Source organism: Mycobacterium sp. E3247, assembly GCF_001667785.1.
In the GTDB taxonomy this organism is placed as follows: domain Bacteria; phylum Actinomycetota; class Actinomycetes; order Mycobacteriales; family Mycobacteriaceae; genus Mycobacterium.
This window is the reverse complement of sequence record NZ_LZJG01000405.1, coordinates 1-1725: the sequence shown is the minus strand read 5'-3', so window position 1 is coordinate 1725 and position 1725 is coordinate 1. Positions and strand designations below refer to the sequence as shown.

Here is a 1725-nt window from a genome sequence, read left to right as displayed (position 1 = left end):
GAACCGGGGGATCGATGCCGACTTCCTCAACCTGCCGCGCCACCAGCTGGCCGACGCCGCGCTGTCGGCGGCCACCGCGGCCGGCGCCAGCTACGCCGACCTGCGGGTTCACCGCGTCGTGACCGAGATCATCCAGCTGCGCGACGGCGAACTGGAGACGGCGGTGGTCAATCGCGAGGTGGGGCTGGCGGTGCGGGTGATCGTCGACGGCACGTGGGGATTCGCCTCGCACGCGGAGCTGGCGCCCTCGGTGGCCGCCGAGACCGCGCGGCGCGCCGTGCAGGTCGCCACCACCCTGGCGACGCTGAACAGTGAGCGCGTGGAATTGGCGCCCGAGCCGGTGTATGCCGATGCCACCTGGGTTTCGGGCTACCGGATCGACCCGTTCAGCATCCCGGCGACCGACAAGATCGGCGTGCTCGAGGAATACTCCGGCCGGTTGCTCAGCGCCGACGGCGTCGACCACGTGTCGGCGGTTCTCACGGCCGTCAAGGAGCAGACGTTCTACGCCGACACCTTCGGGTCGTCGATCACCCAGCAGCGGGTCCGGGTGCAGCCGTCGCTGGAGGCGGTGACCGTCGACCCCGCCGCGGGCAGTTTCGACTCGATGCGCACGCTGGCGCCGCCGATGGGACGCGGCTGGGAAGTGCTGACCGGCGACGACGTGTGGAACTGGACCGACGAGCTCGCACAGCTGCCGTCGCTGCTGGCCGAAAAGGTCAAAGCGCCCAGCGTCACCGCGGGCCGCACAGACCTGGTGATCGACCCCACCAACCTGTGGCTCACGATTCACGAATCCATCGGCCACGCAACCGAATACGACCGCGCCATCGGCTACGAGGCCGCCTACGCCGGAACGTCGTTCGCCACGCCGGACAAACTCGGCAGCATGCGGTACGGCTCCCCGGTGATGAACGTGACCGCCGACCGCACCGTCCAGCACGGGTTGGCCACCATCGGCTACGACGACGAAGGGGTGGCGGCGCAAAGCTGGGACCTGGTGCGCGACGGGGTGTTCGTCGGCTATCAACTTGACCGGGTGTTCGCTCCGCGTCTGGGGCAGCCGCGGTCCAACGGGTGCTCGTATGCCGACTCCCCGCATCACGTGCCGATTCAGCGGATGGCCAACGTGTCGCTGCAGCCCGCCCGCGAGGACGTCAGCACCGCCGACCTGATCGGCCGCGTCGAGGACGGCATCTACATCATCGGCGACAAGTCGTGGTCGATCGACATGCAGCGCTACAACTTTCAGTTCACCGGTCAACGGTTCTTCCGCATCCGCGACGGCCGGCTGGACGGCCAATTGCGAGACGTCGCCTACCAGGCCACCACCACCGAGTTCTGGAACTCCATGGAGGCCGTGGGCGGCCCGTCGACGTGGCGGCTGGGGGGCGCCTTCAACTGCGGCAAGGCGCAGCCCGGCCAGATCGCCCCGGTCAGCCACGGCTGCCCGTCGGCGTTGTTCCGCGGCGTAAACGTGCTCAACACCCGGACCGAGGGCGGCCGATGATCACCCCGCAGCACGTCGTCAACCTCGTTTTGGAGGAGGCCGCCAAGCTCGGTGGCGCCAGCGAGACCATGGTGCCGATCCGCGCGCTGGATCCTTGGCGGACGACGGAGATCACCGTGATGCTGCGATTGACCGAAACACCGTTGGTGGTCATCGAATTGCCGGCCCAGCGCAGCGTCGCCTCGACCTTGTCGGTGACGAGCACCATGGTCTCG

1 protein-coding gene and 1 pseudogene are annotated in these 1725 nt (G+C 68.5%); one reads left to right on the top strand and one right to left on the bottom strand.

Annotation, left to right across the window (positions count from 1 at the left end; all coding sequences use genetic code 11):
• A partial coding sequence (locus tag A9X04_RS21440) for a TldD/PmbA family protein (protein WP_156764466.1) occupies positions 1 to 1510 on the top strand: 1510 nt, incomplete at its 5' end.
• A gap of 61 nt (positions 1511 to 1571) precedes the next feature.
• On the opposite strand, the pseudogene A9X04_RS30570 reads toward A9X04_RS21440, so the two are convergent.
• Positions 1572 to 1725, bottom strand: a pseudogene (locus tag A9X04_RS30570) (TldD/PmbA family protein); the annotation flags it as partial.